This is a genomic window from Helicobacter trogontum, from assembly GCF_000765905.2.
GTDB lineage: Bacteria > Campylobacterota > Campylobacteria > Campylobacterales > Helicobacteraceae > Helicobacter_A > Helicobacter_A trogontum.
Window position 1 is genome coordinate 15,827 of sequence record NZ_JRPL02000018.1, and the last position, 19,259, is coordinate 35,085.

General features: G+C 34.1%; 15 protein-coding genes. 6 read left to right on the plus strand and 9 right to left on the minus strand.

Annotation, left to right across the window (positions count from 1 at the left end):
* Nucleotides 1-60: 60 nt before the first annotated feature.
* Nucleotides 61-2,337, minus strand: coding sequence for a type I DNA topoisomerase (gene topA, locus LS81_RS07420; protein WP_081955870.1), 2,277 nt, complete (start codon nt 2,335-2,337; stop codon nt 61-63).
* A gap of 107 nt (nt 2,338-2,444) precedes the next feature.
* On the opposite strand from topA, the gene LS81_RS07425 reads away from it, so the two are divergent.
* The 3 genes from LS81_RS07425 to xseA all read left to right on the plus strand — a co-directional run bounded on the left by LS81_RS07425 (nt 2,445) and on the right by xseA (nt 6,425).
* Complete coding sequence (locus tag LS81_RS07425; protein ID WP_034344403.1) at nt 2,445-3,584, plus strand: FtsW/RodA/SpoVE family cell cycle protein; 1,140 nt, start codon at nt 2,445-2,447, stop codon at nt 3,582-3,584.
* A gap of 215 nt (nt 3,585-3,799) precedes the next feature.
* Complete coding sequence (locus LS81_RS07430; protein ID WP_034344402.1) at nt 3,800-4,957, plus strand: FtsW/RodA/SpoVE family cell cycle protein; 1,158 nt, start codon at nt 3,800-3,802, stop codon at nt 4,955-4,957.
* 22 nt (nt 4,958-4,979) lie between these two features.
* Nucleotides 4,980-6,425: an exodeoxyribonuclease VII large subunit gene (xseA, locus tag LS81_RS07435; RefSeq protein ID WP_034344400.1), complete on the plus strand. Its 1,446-nt coding sequence runs from the start codon at nt 4,980-4,982 to the stop codon at nt 6,423-6,425.
* Between the two features lie 747 nt (nt 6,426-7,172).
* Here xseA and galE read toward each other — a convergent pair.
* Complete coding sequence (gene galE, locus LS81_RS07440) at nt 7,173-8,210, minus strand: UDP-glucose 4-epimerase GalE (RefSeq protein WP_034344399.1); 1,038 nt, start codon at nt 8,208-8,210, stop codon at nt 7,173-7,175.
* 81 nt (nt 8,211-8,291) lie between these two features.
* On the opposite strand from galE, the gene LS81_RS07445 reads away from it, so the two are divergent.
* A complete protein-coding gene (locus LS81_RS07445) occupies nt 8,292-8,762 on the plus strand; it encodes an acyl-CoA thioesterase (protein ID WP_034344397.1) in 471 nt (156 codons plus the stop codon).
* A 436-nt stretch (nt 8,763-9,198) separates the two neighbouring features.
* Here LS81_RS07445 and LS81_RS12350 read toward each other — a convergent pair whose 3' ends face one another.
* The 6 genes from LS81_RS12350 to petA all read right to left on the minus strand — a co-directional run bounded on the left by LS81_RS12350 (nt 9,199) and on the right by petA (nt 15,458).
* A complete protein-coding gene (locus tag LS81_RS12350) occupies nt 9,199-9,747 on the minus strand; it encodes an ArsB/NhaD family transporter (RefSeq protein WP_267892503.1) in 549 nt (182 codons plus the stop codon).
* Nucleotides 9,714-10,667: an ArsB/NhaD family transporter gene (locus tag LS81_RS12355; RefSeq protein ID WP_267892504.1), complete on the minus strand. Its 954-nt coding sequence runs from the start codon at nt 10,665-10,667 to the stop codon at nt 9,714-9,716. The genes LS81_RS12350 and LS81_RS12355 overlap by 34 nt, the downstream gene beginning before the upstream one ends.
* Nucleotides 10,668-11,424: 757 nt before the next feature.
* Nucleotides 11,425-12,162, minus strand: a complete 738-nt coding sequence (locus tag LS81_RS07455) for a non-canonical purine NTP pyrophosphatase (protein ID WP_034344395.1) — start codon at nt 12,160-12,162, stop codon at nt 11,425-11,427.
* A gap of 75 nt (nt 12,163-12,237) precedes the next feature.
* Complete coding sequence (locus LS81_RS07460; protein ID WP_034344394.1) at nt 12,238-13,701, minus strand: c-type cytochrome; 1,464 nt, start codon at nt 13,699-13,701, stop codon at nt 12,238-12,240.
* On the minus strand, nt 13,701-14,933 hold the full coding sequence (locus LS81_RS07465; protein WP_034344392.1) for a cytochrome b: 1,233 nt from the start codon (nt 14,931-14,933) through the stop codon (nt 13,701-13,703). Before LS81_RS07465 ends, LS81_RS07460 begins: the two co-directional genes overlap by 1 nt.
* A gap of 9 nt (nt 14,934-14,942) precedes the next feature.
* Nucleotides 14,943-15,458: a ubiquinol-cytochrome c reductase iron-sulfur subunit gene (gene petA / locus LS81_RS07470; protein WP_034344390.1), complete on the minus strand. Its 516-nt coding sequence runs from the start codon at nt 15,456-15,458 to the stop codon at nt 14,943-14,945.
* A gap of 199 nt (nt 15,459-15,657) precedes the next feature.
* Here petA and LS81_RS07475 point away from each other — a divergent pair, with 199 nt between their 5' ends.
* Nucleotides 15,658-16,419, plus strand: coding sequence for an NAD+ synthase (locus tag LS81_RS07475; protein ID WP_034344389.1), 762 nt, complete (start codon nt 15,658-15,660; stop codon nt 16,417-16,419).
* A gap of 52 nt (nt 16,420-16,471) precedes the next feature.
* Here the strand turns inward: LS81_RS07475 and recR are convergent, their stop codons facing one another.
* Complete coding sequence (gene recR, locus LS81_RS07480; protein WP_034346906.1) at nt 16,472-17,053, minus strand: recombination mediator RecR; 582 nt, start codon at nt 17,051-17,053, stop codon at nt 16,472-16,474.
* A 100-nt stretch (nt 17,054-17,153) separates the two neighbouring features.
* On the opposite strand from recR, the gene dnaJ reads away from it, so the two are divergent.
* On the plus strand, nt 17,154-18,278 hold the full coding sequence (dnaJ, locus tag LS81_RS07485) for a molecular chaperone DnaJ (RefSeq protein ID WP_081955869.1): 1,125 nt from the start codon (nt 17,154-17,156) through the stop codon (nt 18,276-18,278).
* Nucleotides 18,279-19,259 lie beyond the last annotated feature (981 nt).

The following is a 19,259-nucleotide window of genomic DNA, read 5'->3' on the forward strand; positions in this document are numbered from 1 at the left end:
TTAAGCTTATTTTATAAATTCTTCTCTCTAAACAACCTTGCTATTGTAACACATTTTATACTAAGTTACCACATTTTTACATTCAACACATACTTTCGCATTTTCTTTTGTTTTATGCCAACAAAGCATACCGCTGCATTTAGGGCACTTCTCTGTGGTTGGCTCTGCATTTGTTATAAACTTACATGTCGGATAATTTGCACAACCATAAAAGATTCCTCGTTTAGATTTTCGTTCAAGTAGTTTTCCACCACATTTAGGACATGCTATGCTAAGTTCCTTTGGTTTTTCAAGCGGCTGTGCATTTTTACATTCTGGATAGCCACTACATGCTAAAAATTTACCTCTTTTACTCATCTTCACTATCATTGGACGACCACACTTTTCACATGTTTCATCGCTTGTTTCAACTTCTTGTTTTTCCTTTTTTATAAATTTGCATTGAGGATAATTAGAACATGATACAAACTCCCCATACCTCCCATTTCTTATTACGAGTTCATTGCCACACTCAGGACACATCTCCCCTGTTGGTTTCATAACCTTTTGAGATTTTATATTTGTTTTTCCTTTTGTAATCTTGTCTATAAAAGGTTCATAAAATTCCCATAACACTTCTTCCCATTTAAGCTTATTCTCAGCAATCCCATCAAGCTTAGATTCTAGAGCTGCACTAAAACCACTATCAACTATTTCCTCAAACTCGGTTTCAAGCATTGCAATTACATTAAATGCGATATCTTGAACTACGAGCTGCTTTTTTTCTAATTCAACATATTTTCTATCTATTAGGATCTTAATCGTTGGTGCATATGTGCTTGGACGTCCTATGCCTAAACTTTCAAGCGTTTTAATAAGTCCTGCTTCTGAATAATGAGGTGGTGGCTCAGTTGTCTTCTGTATACTCTGAATGTCTTTAAAATGTATTGCTTGTCCTTGCTGAAAATGAGGTAATAACTTATCTTTATCTGCATTACCCAAGATTTTGTAGAAACCATCAAAAACTAATCTTCTGCCTGAAATCTTAAACTCACTATTTGCTCCCACAACACCAACACTAAGACTCTCAAAAACCGCGTCTTTCATTTGTGAAGCCACAAAGCGATTAAAAATCAATGTATATAGTTTTAACTCATCATTACCAAGATAGTTTGCTGCAATTTGTGGCGTAAAAGACAGATTTGTTGGTCGTATCGCCTCATGTGCTTCTTGTGCACCTTTTTGTGTTGCCGTGTAAACTTTTGCCTTACTTGGTAGATAATCTACCCCAATATGTGTGTTAATAAAATTTCTTGCATTCTCTAATGCTTCCTTTGCGATATTTAAACTATCTGTTCGCATATAAGTTATAACACCTGCTAGTCCATCCTTTGTTTTTACACCCTCATATAATTTTTGTGCAATACTCATTGTTTTTGTAGGTGAAAAACCAAGCAAATTCGAGCTTGCTTGTTGTAGTGTGGAGGTCATAAATGGCGGTGGTGATTTTGTAATTCTTTCTTTTTGTTGGATAGATTCAACATGAAAGCTCTCTTTGTGTAGGATTGCAAGTATTTCCTCCACCTCTCCCCCATCTTGCAATACGAGTTTTTCAATTTTTTTTTCTTTAAAGCGGACTAAGTCAAATGTAAAAGCCTCTTTGCTATCTCCTATTTCAGAATCTATGTTTGGAGTATAATACGCCTCAATAAGGAAATAATCTTGTGGCTTAAATGCTCTAATCTCTTTTTCTCTATCCACCAGAATTTTTAATGCACTAGATTGTACCCTACCAGCACTCAATCCTCGGCTAATCTTTTGTGACAACAAACCACTAAGCTTAAAACCAACAATACGATCTAAAAGCCTCCTTGCCTGCTGTGCATTTACTCTATCCATATCAATTAATCTTGGATTTTCTAAGGAATGGGTAATAGCTGATTTTGTAATCTCATGAAATACAATGCGTGGAAACTGCGCTATATCACCCTTTAAAGCTTCAACAATATGATAGCCAATAGCCTCACCCTCTCTGTCTTCATCGGTTGCAATATAAGTCACCTTTGCACTCTTGTGTAGATTTTGTATCTCTTTGACTAATAATGCATGGTCTTTTGAAATATCATAGGTTGGTATGAAATGCTTGTCTTTGATTGTGATTCCAAAACGATGCTGTGGTAAATCTCTAATGTGCCCCTTTGAAGCAATCACTTCATAATCCTTGCCTAAGAAATTCTTAATCGTCCGTGCTTTTGCAGGTGATTCCACTATGATTAAATTCTTAGCATTTGTTGCTTTTTTGGTGCTTGTTTTTGCATTTTCTTTTGCAGTAGCTTTCTTTACTCTAGTGGTAGCCATAGGTATGCTTGCCTTTTATCTTTAATTGTAAAAATAGCTCACAATTCTAGCATATATTTCAAATATTTTTTATTATAATACAAAAAAGATTGCATTAAGGAAAGAACTTGTTATTTGGCTCACGCATCACAACTCATTTTGATTATATTTTAATTCTTTTAATCCTACCACTTATTTTCACAAGTCTATATCTACTCAGTGAAACCTCACAAACGCTTTTAATACGACAATCAAGTTATGCATTTTTGGGGATTTTCATATTTTTATTTATATTTTTTATCCCATTTCGCTACCTCTACAAGGGTGTTGTGGTATTTTATATTGTCTGCATACTGCTTTTACTTGCCGTCGAAGTGATAGGAACTACAAAGCTTGGAGCACAAAGATGGATAAATATAGGTGGATTTTCACTGCAGCCAAGTGAGCCTGTAAAAATTGCTGTTGTATTATTTTTGGCACATTATGTGCAAAAAAATCCACCGCCAGAGGAAGGATATGGCTGGATTGAGTTTTTCAAGATTAACATATTTATCCTTATTCCCTTTTTTCTTATATTAATTGAACCAGATCTAGGTAGCGCTATAATTGTGCTTGTCATGGGATATGGTATGCTTTTTATTATTGGTGTGCATAAAAAGGTATGGCTAACTTGTATTATTGCAGGTTTGCTATTTTCACCCATTGCATTTAAATTTGTGTTAAAACCATATCAAGTTGATAGAATCATGAAGCTTGTAAGTGGAAACACAAGCTCTCAAGTACAACAAAGCTTGATTGCTGTTGGTAGTGGTGGCTTAACAGGGAGAAATTATGAGGATGCAACACAAGCAAATTTAAAATTTCTACCCGTTGCAACAAGTGATTTTATTTTTGCACATTTTGCAGAACGTTTTGGCTTTCTTGGATCATGTGCTTTAATCGCTTTGTATTTATTTATTGTGTTGCACTTACTTTCTTTTTGTTTTTTAGATTCGCAAGATTATTTTTTAAAGGTTATTGCAAGTTGTCTTGCAATGCTGTTTTTCGTCTATACTTCAGTAAATATTGCAATGACAATAGAGTTAGCTCCAGTAGTTGGGATACCTCTACCATTATTTAGCTATGGTGGGAGTAGTTTTATTACCTTTGTGATACTTATTGCTATGTTTGAGAATGCTGCTACATTCCGTTTTAGTTTTAGTAACTTTAAAGAAACAACACCTTTTGGTAATTTTATGCGTATTCCTAAAAGACGAATGAAACATTAAAAGTATCATAGTTCTACTGCAGGAGCTTGAATCTGGCGTATTCTTTTGCAAGAGCTACCCTTAATAGCTCAAATGCTAATAGAATCTAGCAACAGAATCTAACTGCTATTAAATCTTTTGCAATAGCTCTATCTCATAAATTTAAAAAATTATGGAGTTTTTGGTATATAATAGATGCCTTGATTTTCAAGAATAACTTTTACAAGGTTTTTAGTTTGGCAGATACTCGTCTCTTTTTTCTTGTTACTATATTGCTTGGCATTACTATATGTATGAGCTATTCCCTCTCATCTTATGCTGTGTTATATTATGGTTATGGGCAGTTTCATTTTCTCTATCGTGAACTTTTTGCTAGCTGTCTTGGTATTATGCTTATGTGGGGGTTATCCTATTTTAACGTAGAAAAACATTTGTTTGGTTTTGGGATATTGCTCTTTGTTATATCGCTTATCGTTATTATTATACTGCCATTTTTACCTGATAGTTACGCAACAAGCGCAGGTGGAGCAAAGCGGTGGCTTCGTTTGCCAAATATATCATTTGCTCCCTTGGAATTTTTTAAAATAGGCTATATTATATTTATTGCATGGAGCTTTAGCCGCAAGTTTAATAACCCAAATGCCCTGCCTTTTTTGGAACAACTTGAAATCCTAATTCCACATTTATTTGTTTTTATGTTTGTTGCAATCTTGATTTCTACGTTACAAAATGACTTGGGGCAAATTATCTTATTAGCCCTTGTGTTTATTATTATGCTGATTTGTGCTGGCGGTAGGTTTTCGCTTTTTACACTCACGCTTGGTGTTGTATCCATTATGGGGACAATACTTATCGTAACGAGTCCACACAGGATAAAAAGAGTGCGTGAATGGTGGATAAATATCGAAACCCTCATTCACTCATATGCTCCAAACTTTTCATTGCTTAATGATGGTATTGATACTGGTGGACAGGTGCAAAATGCTGCTTATGCGTTCTATAATGGTGGGCACTTTGGTGTTGGTATTGGTGAGAGCATTGTCAAATTAGGTTTTTTAGGAGAAGTACATACAGATATGATTCTTGCTGGTATTAGTGAGGAGCTTGGTCTATTTGGTCTTTTGGTATGTGTTGCAATTGTTTTTGCAATTATTTTTAGAATCCTTAAAATTGCATTTCGTTTGCAAAAAAATTTCTACTCACTATTTTGCGTTGGTGTTGCAGGACTAATTGGCTTTAGTTTTCTTATTAATGCTTTTGGTGAAACTGGTATTGTCCCCATCAAAGGTATGGCTGTACCATTTTTGAGTTATGGTGGGAGTAGCTTGCTTGCACTATGTATTGCCATTGGATTGGTGTTGGCTTTATCAACAAAAGTAAATTTGAATAAATGATTTTTTAAAATAAGGATATATTATGCATCCGCAGCCTCAGATTCCTTTGATATTGCAAGTAAGTCAACTCACAATGCAGATAAAGTCATTACTTGAGAGTGATTTTAGCTATGTTGAGGTTCAAGGTGAGGTAAGTGGCTTTACACATCATAATAGTGGGCATATCTATTTCAATTTGAAAGATGAGCATGCTACAATTGCTTGCACTTTTTTCCGTCATAATTCTCGGAACAATCCAATTAAATTACAAAATGGCGATAAAATTATTGCAAAAGGTAGTATTAGTGTCTTCCCACCACGCGGAACATATAATCTAAACATCATTAAATGTGTCCATAGTGGCATTGGTGATTTAAAAGTGCAATATGAGGCATTAAAAAAAGATCTAGAAGCACGTAATTATTTTTGTAAAAATAAACCCTTGCCAAAATTTCCCAAAAGAATTATTTTACTCACAAGTAAGACCAGTGCAGCTCTGCAAGACATGATAAAAGTAGCAAGTAGGCGTTTTTGCCTTTGTGAATTTATCCTTATTAATACGCTAACGCAAGGACGTGAAGCAAAATATTCTATCGCAAAGAATCTTGCCTATGCAGATCGACTTGGTGCTGATATTTTGGTACTTGCAAGAGGTGGTGGAAGCATTGAGGATTTGTGGAGTTTTAATGAAATGGAGGTGTTAGAAGCAATATTTGCATGTAAAACTCCTGTGGTATCAGCAATCGGACATGAAATAGATTACCTCCTTAGTGATTATGTAGCCGATGTGCGTGCTCCAACGCCAAGTGCGGCTATGGAAATGATTTTGCAAGATAAAGATAACCTCATTACACAATTATGCGATATGGAATCTCTCCTTACACATAAAATGCAAACACATATCACACATAAAAAATCAATACTTAATCATTTAACACAAAACCTTGAGATTTTAAATCCATTGCAAAAAATAGAGCAATATCAAGCAATACTACAAACACTTACACGCAGCCTAAAAGATTCTATAAAATGGTTTTATACACAAAAAAAATACATCCTATCACAACAGCAAGAACGTTTAGAGCTGGCAAAACCAACGCAAAAATTACTTGTCATGAAAACAGATATAAAGACTTTAAGAGCAGCACTTAATGCACAATTTATGTATTTTATTGAACAAAAAGCAAACAAACAAAAACAACTATATTCTGATCTTGAAAATACCATGCTTCATGTCATCACAAGAAAAAAAGCTATGCTTACTTTTAATCTTAATATGTCGATGCAACATGCCTTACAACAAAAAAGGCTCATGATAAATAACCTCATGGATATGCTGCATACTCTAGATCCTAGTAAAAAAACACAGCATGGATTTGCACAAATTTTAAAGGATAACAAGCTTATACAAGTATGTGAATTACAAAATGATGATATTATTGAGATTGTTGATCCTAGCGGAATACGAAAGGCACGTATTTTAAGTTAGAAATTATAGAATCCAACCTTAGATCTTATAAAATTAAGGGGTTTATCTATTTGTATCTAAGCTTATATTTTTAAAGGAGATTATAGATTATAATGTGGCAACTTTTTTAAGATCTAACTTTAATTTAACAAAGAATTTTTGTCTTTTTAAGGATTAAAGCAATAAAGGGTAAAATATTACACACTCTGTGTATTTGCATGTGCCACCCTAGATAGTTAAAGTTGGTTGTTTATGCGTATTTCTTTTGCAATATCTTAATTCTATCCATACTTTTTGCGTATAAAATTATAGCTTTGATGTGTAAGTTTCGTGTGTAGTTTCAGGAATATCATAAAATACGTTTAAAAGCTAAAGCCTCGCAAATACAGCTTAATATGAAGTAAATTATAGAATGTCGAACGTTGCATAAATTCTGAAGTCTTATCCAATGTTGTTACAATACAGAAACTACCAAAAAAGATAAAGATAAAAAAAGGCTTATGAGACATTTTGATACGCTGCAAAGATCTATAAAAACGCGTGTTTGCTGATTACAAATTTTAATCATTCTCAAAGCAAAATATAATCTAAATTTATTGCAAAAATAACTTTCTTCATTATATCAAGTCTTTAACATAAAAAACAACAAAAAACATATAGATTCACCCATATCCTATCTAGTCAGCCAGGTTCTATGTTGAAATCATGGCAACAACTACTTTTGCCTCTTGTCATTTATACTTATATGGAATTTATAAAAATTAAAATCTATTTTTCTTGTTCCTGCATCTTAAGGAAAAGTTCCCATCGATATGCACTTTCAACAATCTTTGCAAGATCATTATATTGTGGTTTCCATTCTGTATTTTTTAAAAGTTTCGCATTACTTGCAATAAGCGTTGCAGGATCCCCAGCACGTCTACCCGTAGTATAAACCTTAAAGTGATTTTTGCTGACTTCCTTCACACACTCAATCACCTCTTTTACACTAAAGCCTATTCCATACCCAACATTAAATACTTCGCCAAGCGGACCTAAGGCATTTTGCAGTAATTTGTAAGCTTCGATGTGCGCCATAGATAAATCATCAACATGTATGTAATCACGCACACAAGTGCCATCTTGTGTGTGATAATTTGTCCCATAAATACTCATACCCTCACGCTTTCCTACCGCACACTCACACGCAACTTTAATGAGATGAGTAGCATTTTTTACACGCTGCCCCAACGCTCTACCTGCAGTATAATCATTGATCATACTTGCACCCGCAACATTAAAGTAACGCAAAATAACATAATTGATCTTAGCAGATTCTGCTATATCTTGTAACATGGTTTCCACCATAAGCTTACTCCAACCATAAGGGTTAATTGGCTTTAAGGGACAAGATTCTGTGACAGGAATATGCTCTTCACTTGGTTCACCATAAACTGCTGCTGTACTTGAGAATATGAAATTTTTCACTTTATATTTCACACAACATGAAAGCAAATTAAGTGTTTTAGAAGTGTTGTTCGTGTAGTAGAGAATAGGATCTTCTACTGATTGCGCTACGCTAATAAATGCACCAAAATGTAGCACGGTATCAATTTTGTATTGTTTAAAAACTTCCTCGCAATTACCCAAATCTTCACGCACAAGTCGCACCCGATCTCCAAACTGATGTTTTAAATACTCATAGTTCTTTAAAAAACCCGTTGAAAGGTTATCTACAATAATAATTTCAGCTTCTGTGTGTTGCAAGAAATGGAGTGCACAATGTGATCCAATATAGCCACAACCACCCGTAAAAAGTATCTTCATAATTTTCCCTCATATCTTAAAATCAATTTACATTATAACATTATAATGCTACTTTCAGTTTAACTCATATAGAGGGATATTATGGAATCTGTTTTTGATAATAAAACTTTAAGTATGTCGATTCTGGCGACACCAGAACATGTAAATTTTAATGGCGTAATGCATGGTGGCAATTTATTAAAAATGTTAGATGGCGTTGCCTATACATGTGCAACGCGATATTGTGGTATAGGCGTAGTAACACTTAGTGTTGATAGGGTGCTGTTTAAAAGCCCAATAAAAATAGGGAATCTTATCCATTTTCTTGCATCAATAAATTATACTGGCACAACAAGTGTTGAAGTCGGTATCCGTGTGGTGGCAGAAGATATTGCAAGACAAACGGTCACGCACTGCAATAGTTCTTATTTTACAATGGTGGCTATAGACTCCAATGGTAAGCCAACAAAAGTTCCACAATTGATACCAGAGACTGATGAGGAAAAAAGACGGTTTGAAGCAGGAAGACTTCGCAGAGAAGCAAGTAAAGCAAAATTAAGAAATAAGAAATAACATTAGACAATATTGAAACTAGTTTTATTTCGCATAACCTCTAGAATGCGTATCTTATAGAAGGATGGCATACTAGAAAATGTCGTGATACTCATTATTAAGTATTCTGCGGTTTGTATTATGGAGTAATATTTATTTTTCTTATTTGATTTCTTATCATATATTACACAACCATATACGCTCCACCATATCCAAAAACTTACAATATCAAGCACTTATTTATCTACTCAAAGTTATATCTCTTGGTATTTATAAGCTGTTTTTAATCTCTATACTCAAATTATTAAAAATATTCTTTCCACTCCTTTTATAATTAAATATTTAATAGATTAAAGGTTCTAATAAGTTTCCTGTATGCCTAACACACATAAGATTACCGCCCACTCTTTGATATCTTGTTTTAATTCTACAAAGTTTGTCTACCTAAATCATCACCTCAAAGACTACTTAAAACCGCATAGGCTATAACCCCACACAATCCAATGCAAAGCATAAGTGGCACAACAAGCAATGCCACCATCATATATCGCCAAAAGCCAATATAGATTCCATATCTCTTAAGGCTGAAAAGCCAAAGCAATGTCGCCAATGAGCCTATAGGAGTAAGCTTTGCACCAACATTACATCCCAAAAGATGCGCATAAATAAGTAATTGTTGAGATTTTAAAGCAGCAGAATCTAGCATATTGGAATCTAAAGAAGTGAGGTTTACAAAATCCATCAAAGCAAGATTCCCAAGCATAACCATCGGTAGATTATTAATAAGGCTTGAGCCAATAGAACTAAGTATCCCGACACTAAATATCTGCATAATTTGTGAATGTATTAAGGTATTTGTAGAAGAATTATTTGCAAAAGGCTTACCTAGAAAATAATCAAAAATATCTCGCACAAAAGAACTTGAATGATGCAGCCCAAATACTACGACAAAAAGCCCCAAAGAAAATACAACTATCCCGAATGGAGAAGTTTTAAGACAAGACAAGACAAGACATCAATCCTCTTATACCCAAAGATAAGGCTAAGCAAGGCACATAAAAGTGTAAATAAAGAAAGTGGGAGCGCAAATATATTAGCTATAAAAATTCCACATAAAAGCAAAACAAGCAAAATAAAACAAACAATAATTATACTTTTTTGTGACATTGAACTAGTTTTTCTCATATCAGAATCGACATGCCTAAACTCCAAATTTGTAGTTCCCATGATTCTAACTTTTAAAACCTTAGGTAATCTTTTACGCACGATAACAAAAAAACACAGACTTGCAAAAATAATAAAAAGCTGGGGCAATGCCATAATAATACTAAACTCTAAGGCATTGAGATGAAAAAAATGCAATGCAATAATATTGGTAAGATTTGAAATAACAAAAGCATTTGAAGCAAAATCACTTATAAAACTAACAACAAGCAAAAAAATCACAAGTGGAGTAAAAAAGTTTGACTTTGTATTTCGTGTGTTATCTTTAGAATCTTCACTAGATTCTAAAGATCTAGAATCTAGCTTACCAAAAAGAGCGATAATAAGTGGTGTTAAGATTAAAATTGCACCATCATTGGCAAAAAATGCTCCCAAGAATCCTCCAAAAAGCACAATAAACACATAGAACTTGAAACTAGAAATCAATCCATCCTCTCCTTTTTCACCCAAAAACACAAGAATTTTGTAAGCTAAAAAATCAAAAAATAAAAGTTTTTCAAGAGTAATGCAAAAGATTATTAACCCAACAAGAGTTAATGTGCTATCCCATACCATGCCCCACACAAACACTATATGAGTCATATCCACAACTCCAAACACTAAACAAAATGCTGCTCCAAGAACGCTATATGCCCATAATGGCAAATTAAAAGGACGAATATAAACACAAAGCATGGTTAAAATAAAAATTACAAAACCCATAAGCATAGCCTTATAAAATACAATATTACTAATTAAAAAATGGAATCTTAGATATAGAGAATAAGAAAAAGAATTATAACACAATCTATATCTGTATAACACGCAAACTTTAGTAACCAACGCACATATTTTTGCCTCAAACTATCCCTATTGCAACGCAATAAAAAACAAAAAAACCATCAATAATTACATATGCTTATAATTTTAAATTCTCACATATGACAGATTTTATGAAACAACGATAGATTATGCAAATATTTCGTAGTTACAAAATTGTATATATAGATTTATGTAGATAAAAGACTGAAACATTGTAAGGCTTAACTAAAATAAAACAAAGACACACACTCATGTGTAAAAATCATGCATAAATATATCTGTCAAGGTAACACTCCACGCTCAAATTAATCTATTAAATCTGCATAAAGCTATTACAAAGATGCAATAAAGTGGCAAAGTATGTTTATTATCTCCTATCTTACAATATATACATAAAACATTGAAATAAACTTCAAAAAGCTATATCTCAAATTCAATTTATACTCACACAGCTCTTTCAACTCTATAAATAGACAATATACAAAAACAAGAAAAATATGATAGATTTTAATTAAAGTGGGGGATTTTAGGATTTCTATATTACATGTTATAAGACTTCAAAAAATACATAGAATCTAGATTTTAAAAATACATTCTACAATCTAGCATTTAATCAAAGAATTAGAAACTAGATTTTTCAAACAACTGACTCAACATATCAACCTAAGGTTTCATCAAGTGTGGCAAATGTCTGCAATAAAGATGTTATCGCTTGTCCACGATGTGAAATTGCTGTTTTTTGCTCCAACGATAATGTAGCGAGTGAGTGTTGCAATGAATCCAAATATCTCGCTCTATTATTAACATGTAAGGTGAAATCCAATACGTCAATCTCATCTTGTGAAAAATCTCTATAAAACATCGAATCATACCCAAATCCATGCTCACCAACTTCCTTAATAGCTACAATACCATGACACCGCCCATTGACAACATTTTGTATGTTTTTTTGCTCTCTTTCATTATGAATAATATAGGCAATACTACATTGAAAAAAAGCTTTACTACCCCAAACCCCACGCTGTTTCAGTGCATGTTTCAAAGCCTCTCTATTACTTGCATCACTTGAGTTGCCACCATCAATAATACCATCTTGCATATGTGCATATCGTGCGGAAAAAATGCCTGGTGCCCCTTGCAATACTTCTACACATAGCCCACTATCATCGGCAAGAATAGCATATTGTGAGGGAATATTAACATGTGTTTGCAAGATATGATAAAGTGTTTGTGCTTTAATCAATGCATTTTGCTCAAATGTAGTTCCACACTCAATAGGATCAAATTCTAATATACCTAAGTCATCTGGAGTTAGAATCTCCAAATTTAAAGCATACTGAAATTCTTGTTGTTTGTGCTTATTATTCGTAGCTATAATTATATACGGGATATTCATGAGGGATCCTTGACTAGGGCCATAAAAGCCCTAGAATCTACTAAGTATTAATGAATAAGTGTCAGCTATCCATTATTAATGCAAATCTTTCCAAATCTTGCTCTTCCACATATATGCAAGTGCAGAAAGTAACACAAAGAAAGCAATAATCCATAATCCAAGAGAATCTCTTTGTGCTTTTTTGCTATCACCAATTGTCTCAAGATAATTAATGACTTGTGTTTCTGCTTCTTTAGTAAGACCTACACGAGGCATTGCTTTACCTTGTGGCATAACACCCATGTCCTTAGCCATATTTGTATAGTCATCAGCATCTTGCCATGAATATTTGAGAGAATTTTCAGGCAATACAATGCCATAATATGCTGCATCTCTAGCATTTATCTCTTTAACTTTTGCCTTTCTATCCCCTTCGCTTAGATCAGTAGGCAATGCTGCTTTTTCTTCATCTTGTTTGTTTTTAACCAGCTTATTGATAACTGCTCTCTGAATATCAATCAAAGGCACTTTTTGCGGATTATTGATGAATGCAGCAAGTTCTGTATGACCCTTTGCTCGAATCATCATGGATAAATCAGGTGGCGTATTTCCCAAATATGCTTTAATCATCTCTGAATCTGTAGCAGCGTGTAATCCTGGTTTGTTAAAACCAGATTCAATGATTGATGTATTAAGCACATTTAATGCACCACCAAAATCTTCAAAAGTTTTTGCATTGATAGCTTCATTATTGTCATCAAGCTCACTTTCAGTCATTTGCCTCTTCTCTTTTGCTTTAGCCATACCAAGCAAAGCATTCATAAAACCCTTATCCTCGTCATTAAGAGATTCTAAAAATTCTACCTCTTCTTTACCTTCGGCTTGCTTAATTAAAGTTTCTATCTTTGCATTATGCTGTGTGAAAAACATAGAGTCATATTGATTTTTGTCATATGCGACACTATGGCATCTACTACAAGCCTCTACAAACACTTCCTTATCACTTAAGCTTTTAGGTGCAATTGACTTAAGATATGCAACCACATCAGCAATTTCAGAATCATTTAATATCTCATTAAAAGCATTCATGGGATACATTTCTTTACCCTCATTAGATGCCAAACATTTATCAAATGCTTCATCCTCCAAGCCCTCACATGAAACCTCGAATTTCGAATCTAATAATGAAGCACGAACAGGATCTTTAATAAAATGTGCTAAATAGGTAGAGTTATAGATAAGCCCTGCATTTGACAAATCAGGAGGCAATACTCCACCATTACCTGCTGGCTGCAATGCTTTTGGATTTCTCATATTAAGCCCTGCATCTGGTTGTGAATTTAGGGTATGGCAACTCGCACAATTTCCTTCAAACACATTTTTACCATTTTCGGCATTACCGCTAGCCACATCTATATTGCCAAGTTTTTCTAAGTCTTTAAAATCATAATTACTAGCTGCAGTAGGTGGATGCATAGCGTGATGTGCCAAAGGCTCAACTCCATAATACATAACACCTATAATAAAGGCAACTATAACAAATATTTTAAACTCTCTCATTATTCACCACCTTTTTTATTTTCTGCCATAGTTACCATAGGCAATACTACAAAAAGCAACACAAGAAAGCTGACAGAAGCGACTAAGCCAATATATTTTGCATTGCCATCTGGCGGTAGCTTTCCGTACACAGTAAGAACTATCAAATCAACAATAAGTAACACAAAGAATACGAGGAATCCAGGTCTCTTATGTGCTGGTTTTACCACATTACTTCTATCAAGCCAAGGAAGTAGCAAGAACACAACCTGTGCAATACCAAAGAATACTAAACCAAGGTTGGCACTAAAGAAGATTCCGCGTAACACCTCATAACTCCATAAGAAATACCACTCTGGATAAATATGTGCCGGTGTTGCTAATTGATTTGCACGCTCAAAATTGATAGGATCCATCGCAAAATCAAAATGATAACAAGCCAAAGCAAAAAATAAAATCATAAATAACGATATGATAAAAATATCTTTACATAAGAAGTCAGGCCAAAAACGGATCACTTTAGCCTCTTTTTTATTTCCTGACATATACTTCTCTGCCTCTGCTTCAAAGTCAATTTCTTCACCCTCTTGGTTATTAACATGTGGTTTTCGTAACGCATAAAAATGCATTGCAATAGCACCCATAATCACTACTGGCAACAAGAATACATGAAGCATAAAAAAGCGTGTGAGTGTAGAATCTGCTACAACATAGTTACCGCGTACCCATTCTACAACATCGCTACCAATTAAAGGGATACCACCAAAAAGATTTGTGATAACCGCAGCCGCCCAATAGCTCATCTGTCCCCACGGAAGCATATAACCACTAAAAGCTTCAGCAGAAAAAATGACAAAAAGCACCATACCGCTAATCCAAATCATTTCGCGACCATTTTTGTAGGAACCATAATAAATAGCTACAAACATATGGATGTAAATAATGACAAACACCATACTAGCTGCGACTGCATGTATATGTCGCCATAACCAACCAAACGCAACCTCTTGCATAATTGTATAATTTACGGAATCATAGGCAAGGTTTTCATCAGGTTTATAATACATCAGCAAGAATATTCCGCTTACAACAAGTAGTGTGAAAAGAGCAGTCAAAACCACACCCATAGCCCACAGCCAATTAATATTTTTTGGAATCCAATATTTTGTCATCATAACTTCAATGAGCCTATTGGTTCCAAGTCTTTGGTCAAACCAATCAGCCAAATTTTTCGCTTTTCTTATATGTGCCATACATTCTCCTTACGCATTACCTGAAGCTTTCAACATCGCTTCATACTCTGTGCCACTTTCACCTAATATCAAAGTTGTATCACCCTTAATCGCGAAAGGAGGAATATCGAAAGGACGAGGTGGTGGTGTCCCCTCAATATTCACACCATCACCTGTAAATTGTCCGCCATGACACGGGCAATGAAATATATTTTCATTAGCCTTCCAATTTGGAATACAACCCAAATGCGTACAAATCTTAATACCTATGCAGTAATGTGCTCCTGCTAATTCAAAATCCCTTGCAGGTGAAATCTCATCTCCAGCTTTCTTTTTCATAATATAAACAGGTTTACCACGCCATTGTGTATCACGTATTTCACCTTCTTGCATACCTGCAACATCAACGGTAGTAAAACCAGCTGAAACTACACTGGGTAATGGATCCCAAGTTTTTTTCATAGCAACAAGTGCAGCGATAGCACCAGCACCAGCAACACCGCCAAGTGCCATGCCAAGAAAATCTCGCCTCTTCACATCAGCCATCATCTTCTCCTTCAAAGAAATCAACAATCTCAAACTCTTGCCTTGCGTAGAAAAAACGCAAAAACTTCAATATTCTAATAAAAAAACACTTAAAACAATATTATATTCATAGACTTATCAATAAAAATTGTTAAAATTATATACTTTCTTAACCCTAGGGTATATTTCATATACATTATGTTTTTAATAAAGGATCTACATGCAAAAAATCACACAAAATACTTTAGATTCTATACTTACATTTTTACAAGATGAAGTCGCAAAGCGAGGTTTCACACAAGTAGTTGTTGGGCTTAGTGGTGGTATTGATAGTGCAGTTGTTGTGCAGTTGTGCAACAAAGCTTTACATGGCAATATTAAAGCATTACTTATGCCTTCGCTAAGCTCCAGTGAAGCTAGTATTGATGACTCTATTCTTTTATGTGAAACCTTTGGTATACATTATACTCTCATGCCAATCAAGGATTTTGATGCTACGTTTTGCAACCTTTACAAAGATCACACAAAGCTTTCTCGTGGTAATTTTTGCTCCAGAATGCGTATGGCAACGCTTTATTATGTTGCACAAATGGAGCAAAGACTTGTTGTTGGCACGAGCAATAAAACAGAAATTATGCTAGGGTATGGCACGATATTTGGCGACTTAGCATGTGCAATAAATCCTATAGGTAATCTCTATAAAACACAAATTTACATGCTTGCAGAGCTTTTAGGAATTCCAAAACAAATTATAAATAAGGCTCCGAGTGCTGATTTGTATCATGGGCAAACAGATGAAGAGGAATTGGGGTATAACTATAATGAAATAGACTTATTTTTGGAATCTTATGAAGCAGCCAAAGGAGATATAATAAAGCTTGGGCAATATGACAAAGATATGGTTGAAACATTGCACAAACGCATACAAAACAATGCTTTTAAGCAAAAAATGCCAACAATTTTCATGGATCTAAAGTATTAACAATCTCACAGCATAAATACTATGAATTACTGCAAGATAAAACAAATCTACATTATGCATTGACACGAGCATTAAATGCCCGTGCCAAAGAGAAATGATCAATATTATCAAGACTTACATTTGATGGTACACCTTGTGCGATTTTACTAAATTTCAAATGTAAACACGAAAGTTTTTCCTGTATAAACATAACAATCAGATCGCTTTCAAGTGAGGGCATAAATGCAAATATTACTTCTTGTATATTCTCTTCTTTAACGCGTTTTATGAGCTCGGTAAAATCACAGTGCTTGTAATCCTCAATCACACAATACACGCCATGAAACTCACCAATTTCTTCAATCAGAAATACATCTTTTGGATGAGAGACAATACAAAGTGTGCCATCTTTTCGATTAGAATCAAGACAAATATGACACACCTCACCATGACTAAGTGCGCCACAAACACTACATTTTTCAATCGTTGCAATGCAATCATGAATCGCCTGTGCAATTTGTAGTCCCAAAGGTGCATTCTCTATAGCTAGAGTGTAAGCCATTTTACGTGCACTTTTTTTGCCTATTGTTGGTATTTTTTCAAGTGCATTAACAAGTGTATTAAACGAAAATAAGTTATTTTGATAGTTTTTCATGTTGGACATTCTAGCAAAAAAGTAATAAGTTTCAGCAAAAGTTGTCTTTTTTTTTATATAATGAAAGCTTAATTTTATTTTTACTTTTGGAGTATGTATTTTGGCGTCACTTGATATGGACTACTATGAAATCTTAGAGATTAGCAGAGATGCAGACCATGATACAATCAAAAAATCATTTAGAAAACTTGCATTGAAATATCACCCTGACAGAAACCCAGATGACAAAGAAGCAGAAGAAAATTTCAAGATGATTAATGAGGCTTATGAGGTATTAAGCGATAGTGAAAAAAGAGCAATCTATGATAGGTATGGAAAGGAGGGGCTTCAGTCTCAAGGCTTTTCTCGATCAAGTGGTGGCTTTAGCGATATATTTGGTAGTATATTTGAGGATTTTTTTGGAGGCACTCAAACAAGCACACAAGAACATTATGCTTTTGATCCTGATTATGTATTACGATTACATCTAAGCTTTAAAGAAGCTGTATTTGGCTGTAAAAAGACAATCAAAACAGAATACAAAAGCTATTGTAAGGCATGTAATGGCACCGGGGCAAAAGATGGTAAAATGCAAAACTGCACTCGATGTAATGGACGCGGTAGAGTTGTCGTGCAGCAATCTATACTGCAGATGCAGGTTGCTTGTCCTAGTTGTTCAGGGACAGGTAAAGTAATTGTTGATAAATGCACAAAATGTCATGGGAATGCTTTTGAACGCATACAAGAAACGATTGAGCTAGACATTAAAGCAGGTATTGATAATGGCAATCAGCTTGTGTATCGTGGCAAGGGCAATGAAGTCAAGAATGGATTAAGAGGCGACCTTTACATTAAGGTAGCTGTGAAAGAAGATGAGCATTTTGTGCGTCACGGCAATGATCTATATATGGAAGTCCCTGTATTTTTTACGACAATTGTGCTTGGTGGTAAAATTGAGATTCCAACGCTTAGTGGACAAGCAGAGCTAAATATCCCGCCAAACACAGCACATGGACATCAGTTTGTCTTTCAGAATGAAGGTGTGCCAGATATTAATAGCGGACGAAAAGGAAGGCTTATTGCACAAATAAAAATTACATATCCACAAAATCTTAACGAAGAGCAACATAATCTCGTGTTGAAACTACAAGAGAGCTTTGGGGATACAAGTAAGCCATATAAAAGTTTTATTGACTCATGCTTTGACAAAGTAAAGAACTGGCTTAAGGATAAAATGTCTTCATAATGAATTATTCTAGCCACATTTATTAGGTTTATTACATACTAGCCTTATTGTATTTATCATACCTTAATCATATTAATGAGATAAATCTTGGTTGAATGCATTAGTTTTTCATGTCTCTACCCATCCATACACATTCCTGAAGCCATCTTGCAAAGATTTGGCTTATAAATACATTAAATATTAAATACGTCTAAGCTCCATAAAAAAGCTGTTTAATCGCATGTGTTTTTAAAAATATTTGACTTTGAATAATATCTAGATATTTATATGCAAAGAAGAAGTAAACTCTTACTGTGTTGTTTGTATTTATTTTGTATTTATAATGCTTGATGATATTAATTTGTTTGCACTCCTAAAGAAAATACTTTTAAGATTAATGCCCCAGATCCTAGTAATGCTAATACACAAAGCAAAAAATCTCTAACTTCTCAAATAGATAGCTCTATTATCCCAAATCTAAGTATTATCACAAAATATAATTGAGCTAGATACACTCTATCTCTCAAATACAAGCTATGAGAATAGAGAAGCAATAATAGTATATTGCAATCTCAAAGTGGATTCCAAAAGTAACCTCCATAAGAGTAGCTTTCAAAGTGGATTGTATAATACTTATGAAAAGCTAGATATATCATTTAATCCATTATCAAATAAAAATGCTGGTTATAAAGGACTTAGATTCTAATCTTACACTTAAAGCTATCTTAGAATCTCTACTTAAAGATTACAGCTCACATATATACTCATGTAGAATCTTTACTATAAGAGTTGCTTATAGTATTTATGAATATATACTTCTTATTCCCAAGATGATTTCAAGGTTTATAGTAAAGCTATTCAAAGAGAAAAGAAATAAAGATGAGTTAGGGTATAGAAGCTTTATAGATTTAAGTATAACCAAAATAAGAAAGCACTATAATAAATATTTTAGTTTATTAGAATCTAAAAGGTGTCGTAGATGAAAACAAAACTTTTAATCTT